7 protein-coding genes are annotated in these 7,570 nt (G+C 38.4%); 2 read left to right on the top strand and 5 right to left on the bottom strand.

Annotated features, from left to right (window positions below; all coding sequences use genetic code 11):
• Positions 1-394 precede the first annotated feature (394 nt).
• Entirely contained in the window at positions 395-1,606 is a 1,212-nt protein-coding gene (mlc, locus tag V2H77_RS06110; protein WP_341498104.1) for a sugar metabolism global transcriptional regulator Mlc, read from the top strand.
• Between the two features lie 173 nt (positions 1,607-1,779).
• A complete protein-coding gene (gene bioD, locus V2H77_RS06105) occupies positions 1,780-2,487 on the top strand; it encodes a dethiobiotin synthase (RefSeq protein ID WP_341498103.1) in 708 nt (235 codons plus the stop codon).
• 106 nt (positions 2,488-2,593) lie between these two features.
• Here the strand turns inward: bioD and V2H77_RS06100 are convergent, their stop codons facing one another.
• The 5 genes from V2H77_RS06100 to stlA form a co-directional block, all read right to left on the bottom strand.
• Positions 2,594-3,991: a metallophosphoesterase gene (locus V2H77_RS06100; protein ID WP_341498102.1), complete on the bottom strand. Its 1,398-nt coding sequence runs from the start codon at positions 3,989-3,991 to the stop codon at positions 2,594-2,596.
• Positions 3,992-4,336: 345 nt separating this feature from the next.
• Positions 4,337-4,609 carry a DUF1161 domain-containing protein gene (locus V2H77_RS06095; protein WP_341498106.1) on the bottom strand — a complete coding sequence of 91 codons (273 nt, stop codon included), beginning with the start codon at positions 4,607-4,609 and terminating at the stop codon, positions 4,337-4,339.
• Between the two features lie 22 nt (positions 4,610-4,631).
• Positions 4,632-4,991 (bottom strand): DUF1283 family protein, encoded by a 360-nt coding sequence (locus V2H77_RS06090; protein ID WP_341498101.1) that lies wholly within the window; start codon positions 4,989-4,991, stop codon positions 4,632-4,634.
• Between the two features lie 100 nt (positions 4,992-5,091).
• A complete protein-coding gene (ydfG, locus tag V2H77_RS06085) occupies positions 5,092-5,841 on the bottom strand; it encodes a bifunctional NADP-dependent 3-hydroxy acid dehydrogenase/3-hydroxypropionate dehydrogenase YdfG (RefSeq protein WP_341498100.1) in 750 nt (249 codons plus the stop codon).
• A 101-nt stretch (positions 5,842-5,942) separates the two neighbouring features.
• Complete coding sequence (stlA, locus tag V2H77_RS06080) at positions 5,943-7,541, bottom strand: phenylalanine ammonia-lyase StlA (RefSeq protein ID WP_341498099.1); 1,599 nt, start codon at positions 7,539-7,541, stop codon at positions 5,943-5,945.
• Positions 7,542-7,570: the final 29 nt, after the last annotated feature.

Genomic DNA, 7,570 nt, shown 5'->3' with positions numbered 1-7,570 from the left:
CCAGATTATCACGGCAAGTGTGATGGAGGTGTTCAAGTTCGGCTTTTTGTTCATCGGTAATGAATATTTTCATGACGGATACCATGAACCTCATTTGGGCGAAAATCAAGCAGTTTCAATGAGCACAGGTATATTCCATTAGCTGATAATCATTCTTGCTCTGAGGTTTGGTTGGTCAATCATAAAAATCGGCCAATATCGGCCGCCGCAGACAGACTGATAAACCTACTCATATCTAATATCTTAAATGGAAAAAATAAGTAGAAATCAGCTAAATTTCGTGCTGAATATCACATATTTACTGAAAGAATCATACTTTTTGCCTAAAACCTCGACATAATCAGCCGACAATTATTTTGAAACGTGAATTAATTAGCGCGTAAAAGGGTGAATAATGGATGGACAGCCGGGGCATGTTGATCAGATAAAACAGATTAATATTGGTACTGTTTATCGGTTAATTGATCAATATGGTCCAATTTCCCGGATTGAGCTATCCAAAAAAGCTCAACTTGCTCCCGCCAGTATTACTAAAATTGTCCGTGAATTGATTGATGCGCACTTAGTTATGGAAACGGAATTTCTGGATTTGGGATTCAGAGGGCGTCCGGCGACTGGATTGAAGCTTGATTCTGAAGGTTGGCATTTCTTGTGTGTCAGTATTAACTTGGGAAGTTTAATATTGGGACTGCGTGATTTAAGTAGCAAGTTAATTGTTGAAGATATATTGCCATTACCGGTCAACAAGAAAAAATCCTTTTTAGAGAGTATTATTGACGAGATTGATGCATTTTTCGGCCGTTATCAATCTCGTCTTGAGCGTTTGACGGCAATTAGCATAACAATAAATGCCATTGTTGATCCGATCAGGGGTTTAATCCACAGTTTCCCTTATTACCAGGTTCAGGAATTGCCAATAGGAGAATATCTACATCGTCGCACTGGATTACCGGTATTTCTTCAACATGAAATAACCGCCTGGACGATAGCTGAATCATTATATGGAGCGGCAAAAAATTGTCAGAATATTATCCAAATGGTCATTGATGAACATGTTGGCGTTGGCGTGATTATCGCGGGGCAAACATTACATGCTGGCAATCGTGGTGTCATGGAGATAGGGCATATTCAGGCTGAACCTGATGGTAAACGCTGCTACTGTGGGAATGTTGGGTGTTTGGAAACGGTTGTCGGTATCAGCCATATTTTATCCAGAGTAAAACAGCAGTTGACAGTGGTACCGGATTCTTTACTGAACGGCGAACCACTGACTATTGAATCATTTTGTCAGGCGGTTAATCATGGCGATACTTTAGCAATAGATATTATTCGTGATATCGGGGTGAAAATTGGTCATATTATCGCAATTATGGTTAATTTATTTAACCCAGAAAAAATTTTGATAGGTTCTCCCCTTAATGCTTCACAGCAAATTTTGTATCCGATGATTAATGAATGTATTCAACGACACGCTTTGCCTGCTTATAGCAAACAGATTGAGTTAGTTGCGACAAAATTTAATAATTCAGGCACATTATCTTCGGTAGCATCAGTTAAAAAAGCTTTATATGATGGTTCATTATTAATCAATTTAATGAAAGGATAATATGCTTGATAGCGGTTATCTGGTTGTAATATTAATTTTATATCGTTTTTTGGCTAAATTGATGTAGCAATTAAACAAAACATTGAGCTAACTCAATCTCCCTTATAGTTGCATCCTCTAGACTTAAGCGCTCATTAATCGGATTCTATCTGTCATTATGGAAAACAAAATTTATGTTAACGCGCCTATTTGTTACGGGGACAGATACCAACATAGGTAAAACAGTTGTTACCCGTGCATTATTACAATTTTTTAATCGTGAGGGAGCAACGGCAGTAGGGTATAAGCCTATAGCCACAGAAGGGTATGAAACAGAAGACGGTATGCGCAATCGAGATGGCGTGATTCTACAAAAATCTTCTCCTGTTCTGCTTAAATATGAAGAAATTAACCCAGTTATCTGGAAAAGCAGATATTGTGACGGAAATCAGGTTGATTTCGAACAGATGAAACAAGGATTGAATAATCTTAGTAATAAAGCAGATCGCGTTATTATTGAAGGTAACGGTGGTTGGCGTGTATTACTGGATGATGAAATTTTTTATTTTGATTGGGTGATTCGGGAAAAAATCCCAGTCGTTTTAGTTGTTGGTATTCAGTCTGGCTGTGTAAATCACGCAATTTTAACTGCACAGGCAATAATAAATGATGGATTGCAATTAGTAGGATGGGTAGCTAACAGAATTAATCCTGGTTTATCGCACTATACCAAAGTGATGGATAGGTTACGCCGTCACATTAATGCGCCACAATTAGGTGAAATTCCTTATGTTTTACGTCCCGAAGAGAAAGATTTATCCTGCTACTTGGATGTCGCCACTATATTTAAACAAGTTGGGGGAAGTGAGAGTGAAGTTGGTATAGAGAACCAATATACATAAATAGTGTGATTGCGATCTGTAAACGATCAATAAGAAAACCTCACTTGCGAAAAAGTGAGGTTTATCATTAATCTAAAATCTCAGCCAAATATAATAAGCTTGATCTCTATTGACCACAAACACTCGTCATTTTTTTAACAAACTTGGGTGTACCATCTATTCCATTATATGCAGATATTTGCATGCATTTTTTGTTAACATTAATGATAAAGAAATCACCTTTAAATAGTGCTCCGCTATCGTAGACTCTTGCATTTCCAAATACCGAGGCGTTGTATTCTTTAAGAAAATGTGAATGCCCAACGAAAACAGCCATAACGTTGTATTTTTTAATCAGTGACTTAAATTTTTCTTTTTCAGCATAACTGCTGTTATTAATAAAATGGTCATACCCATCATGGAAATTTAAAACTACAGCCTTTCCTCTGGTTTGGGCAGATTTAAGATCGCTTTCCAACCAATCAAGGGATTTTGTAATGTAAACGGTTGGGCTGATATAGTGATCCAGATTGACGCTATAGGTAGGATAATTTTGTAATTGAACGTAGTGAATATCACCAAAATCCCATGAATAAGACAGACTTCCTTTCCATGCTTCATTGTCATAGTCATAGGAGAAATTATTTAATTCTTTACTATAAGCACTTATTCTCTCTGCCATATCAAATACTGCGGATCTGGCACAGGCATTACGACTGAAATCAAGGCCCTCAGGATAAGTACAATCATTAACATTATTGGCATAGTCATGATTTCCTAATCCCATAAATAGCGGGAATTTGATTTTTGATGTATATATCTCATCAAGGCTTCTTCTGGTGCTAGCACGTCCAAACTCGGTAAGATCGCCATTAACGATGCCAAAAGCAAGATGATTGCTTTCATAAATATTATTGATACTGTTTGCTACTTTTCTATTCAATTCTTCCCACGGTTTTTTGTCGGCATTGGGATCGCCTGTTTCAGGATCTAAACGCCACGGTTGAGGATCTGACATCACGGCAATTTTATAATTGCTATCTATATTTTTTTCAGTGAGATAAATGTCAATCTTGATGCCGTAAGAAGAGGAACTTTTAACGGTTTTCTCAAGTTTATAATTAGCTGATGCTTCGGAAAGATAGATATTGTGGTTCTGAACCCCCCAATATGAAAGACTCCAGTGAACATTTAACTTACCTTCACCGTTGGGTAAACGATAAATAACTTCGCCCTCAGTGCCACTAAAAATCTTACCTTTTGAAGCGAATGAATCGCGACTATATGCGGATATTGATGACGATGGGTTTTCAATCCAACTTCCCCAAAGTAAGTCTGTTTTTTCAGCCGCTAATAAATGTGATGTATTATTATGCAAATAAATTTTTACATATTGCTCGTTGCTATTACTACTAAAATTATCGGTTTCTGTTTGATTTCCTGCGATAGCGTTACATCCTGATACAGTTAATGCTGTGAAAAACACCATGATAGAGAGAATTTTCTTAGCGATAAGATCGCTCATAACGGTTTCCTATTTTAAAATTTCAATATGATTTCTTGAGTAAATAAGATATTTAACTCACCATAATTATTCGGCAAATATTTATATTTCAAAGCGTGATAATATTAGAGTTGATGATCTGAATTGTCAGTTCTAAAAAAACTAATGGTTTACATATGAAACTATATTGGAGGTATCGTTTAGGTGTAATTTGCTACGGAAAACACCACTAACGCGCTGTTCACAGAGAGATAATATGGAAAAGGGCCGAAGCGCATAGCCTCGACCTCTACTCATCAATGGTAAAATATTGGCGTAATATTTTCTCCAAACTGTAGTATTTTCCTTCAGAAAGATGATGTGGGTCTATTTGGCGGTCGGATGAGGTTGAGATTGGCTTCCTTGCCGGGTATACACAATCTTTTTGGCATTATTCTCACAATGCCCAACGATTTTACTTCCGGCTTGTTCAACATGGTCATTAGCAACAATTTCCAATTTAAAGCCAGATTCCGGCACACCATTATTGATAATTTTCTGCGTAATTTGCTCTTTCACGCTTTCGCACGAAGCTTGTGCAGCAAGTGCGAATGGGGATAGGGTAAAGAGCAATGCACTGCATAAAAGCGCTTTTTTCATCTTCATTATCATCACCTCTATATTACGGCCTGATAGGCATACCTGTATTGCTGTCTAAACAACGTTCGGTATTGGGTTCCCAATAAGCATTGATATTGGTACTTTTCAGACATGCCTCACGAGCATCAATGGCTTTATCGAACTTGTCGAACTCTTTCTCGGCACGTTTATTAACCTTAGTGCGAAGATTTTTGGTTTCATCCCATTGTTCTTTGCTTTGACGAGCGGCTTCTTTATCGAGCACACTATCTCCGCTGCCATGCACGGTGACACAGGTACTTCCGCTAGTACAAGTTGCCGCCAATGCCGGCGTTTGCCATAACAATGGTATTGCCAGAGCGATAGCTGGCATAGCTTTTATCAAAGAATGACGAATATTCATTTTTTATCCTCTTGAATGAGATGGCACAATAAGAAATTATCAGATAGATAAATTATAAGATAGCATCAAGATGTTCAACAAATTATCAAGAAGAATGCAATTATTCACTTCTGTGCACACTGAGTCCGGCAAATGATTGGCAAACTGGCATCATTTCTAATGTATTAATGTTGACATGAGCAGGTAAATTGGCGACCCAAAAAACAGCTTCAGTGACATCTTCAGCGGTTAATGCTTGGGCGCCATCGTAGGTTTTATTCACTTTGTCGTTGTCACCTTTAAAACGGACTAAAGAAAATTCAGTTCCACTAACTAAACCGGGTTCTATATCAGTAACGCGGATATTTTTTCCCTGCAAATCTGCTCGTAAGCTTAAACTAAACTGTTTGACGAAGGCTTTAGTTGCGCCATAAACATTCCCACCGAAATATGGCCAACTTGCAGCGGTAGAACCGATATTAATAATATGCCCATGATTTCTTGCTACCATTCCAGGCAGCAGAGCGCGGGTCATATTGACAAGTCCTTTGACATTGGTATCAATCATTATTTCCCAGTCATCCAGGTTAGCCAGATGAGCAGGTTCTAATCCAAGCGCCAAACCTGCATTATTGACTAAAATATCGATATGACGGAGTGATTCTGGTAATTGTTCTATAACCTGGTTGATAGCTGTCCGATCAGTGACATCAAGTTGAACAAAGTAAAAGTTATCACCTAGTTCAGCTTTTAATTTTTCTAACCGTTCTTTACGTCGTCCAGTTGCAATAACTTTAGAACCGTTTTGAATGAATCTTCTGGCAATGGATTCACCAAAACCTGAAGTTGCTCCTGTCACAAAAACGACCATACAAAACCCCTTGTTTACTCTCATTGTTTCTACCTCAGTAGTAAATGGGGTTCTGTATTTTTAGTCAAGAGATGGCTGGAAAGCTTTCAGTGATTTTCTTTTTATTCTTCCAGGATGATTTCTGGCAGAGGAAGTTGATCATTAATAATTGCATCCGCAATGCGAATTATATCTTCATCTAATGCACGATCAGTAATCAAAGGAGGACTGATTTCTCGTACTGCATGGTAAAATTTAGCGGTTTCAGGCGCAATTTCGCTAATATTGCCGCGCAGATGAGTGGCCTGACAAACGACCAGAATGGTCATTGAAACAATATGGCGTAATTTCTGCTCCATTTCTAACACATCTTGAGCGGCATGCAGACCTAAACTGACAATATCTTGATTGTATTGTTCTGTGGCGAGGGTATGAATACCTGATGCAGCACAATCATGGCGAATTGCAGCAACTAAAGCGGTTTGAGAAAGTTGGACGCCTTTAAAACCTTGATACATGCCGGGTGTCGGACTCAGTGAATTAGGCAACCCACGTGAGAAACGGTTATCCATCATCAGTGCCACAATGGCATGAAGATGATTGGCAATTAAAGCGATATCCAGTTTTAATGCATCCATTGTCCGGGCAACATATTGCCCCATAAAATTCCCACCGTGTAGAACATCGCCATTTTCTGGATCTATCAATGGATTATCATTAGCTGAGATAACTTCCCGCTCCAATATTTTCCGTGCGGTAGCTAAAGATTCCGGCACTATACCTAATATCTGTGGCGCGCAACGAATGGAATAAACTTCCTGTAAGGTATCATTTAGCTGGGTAACTTCTTGATGGCGACAAGCTTTATTAGCTTGTTCTTTAATTCCAGTTAATAAATTAACCTGAGTTGAGCCTGCTAATAAATTACGCAATGCACTTGCCACCGCTTTTTGCCCAGGATGATTTTTTACTTGCTGAATCCGGGCATCATAATGTTCATGAGATGCAAGTAATGCTTCAACAGCGAGGGCAATAGCAGAGATTGAGGCTTTAAATAGTTTTTCCAGTTTAATGACGGTAATTGCACTGATACCTGACATAACCCGTGTGCCGTTAATCAGAGCGAGACCTTCTTTTGCTTGTAACGATAGCGGCGTCAATCCTGCACGTTTAATTGCTTCAGCAGCGTCAATTTCTGCCCCCATGTAATAAACTTTTCCGATACCACATAATGCGCGTGCGATATAAGATAAAGGAATTAAATCACCGCTTGCCCCCACCGAGCCATAGCGAGGAACCAGAGGAACAATATCATGATTAATATGATCAACAATTGCCTGAGCGACAATTGGTCTGGTTGCAGACCAACCTTTGCAAACAGAAAGTAACATAGTAAATTGTGACGCTTTAATACAAGGTTTGGACATATAGTCCCCAGTACCAGCAGAAAGAAAAGTTAACAGATTTTGCTGATGCTCCGAAATCTTTTCAAATGGTACAACTAGATTGGCATTGCCCCCAAATCCGGTATTGATTCCATATATAACCTCTCCTGAATTTAATTTTTCCTCCAATTTTTCACGACCATGCGTCAAAAGTTCAGTGATCTCCGTTGATATCTCTACTTTTTTTTGTTTTATCGCAATGTCATAGATATCTTCCAAAGAGATAAGGCCATTTTTATTAATAATAATGGTTGGCTGAACATCTTTAGCTTTCATTTTAATCTCCATATATAAGTATGGTAATA

Origin of the sequence: Photorhabdus sp. P32 (assembly GCF_038085095.1) — a bacterium.
Taxonomy (GTDB): domain Bacteria; phylum Pseudomonadota; class Gammaproteobacteria; order Enterobacterales; family Enterobacteriaceae; genus Photorhabdus; species Photorhabdus luminescens.
This window is presented reverse-complemented; position numbering and strand designations above follow the sequence as displayed.

Coding starts and splice junctions, on each gene's coding strand:
- ydfG (WP_341498100.1), bottom strand. CDS start 5,841: ATGGTCGTTTTTGTGACAGGAGCAACTTCAGGTTTTGGTGAATCCATT.
- bioD (WP_341498103.1), top strand. CDS start 1,780: ATGTTAACGCGCCTATTTGTTACGGGGACAGATACCAACATAGGTAAA.
- V2H77_RS06095 (WP_341498106.1), bottom strand. CDS start 4,609: ATGAAAAAAGCGCTTTTATGCAGTGCATTGCTCTTTACCCTATCCCCA.
- mlc (WP_341498104.1), top strand. CDS start 395: ATGGATGGACAGCCGGGGCATGTTGATCAGATAAAACAGATTAATATT.
- V2H77_RS06100 (WP_341498102.1), bottom strand. CDS start 3,991: ATGAGCGATCTTATCGCTAAGAAAATTCTCTCTATCATGGTGTTTTTC.
- stlA (WP_341498099.1), bottom strand. CDS start 7,541: ATGAAAGCTAAAGATGTTCAGCCAACCATTATTATTAATAAAAATGGC.
- V2H77_RS06090 (WP_341498101.1), bottom strand. CDS start 4,991: ATGAATATTCGTCATTCTTTGATAAAAGCTATGCCAGCTATCGCTCTG.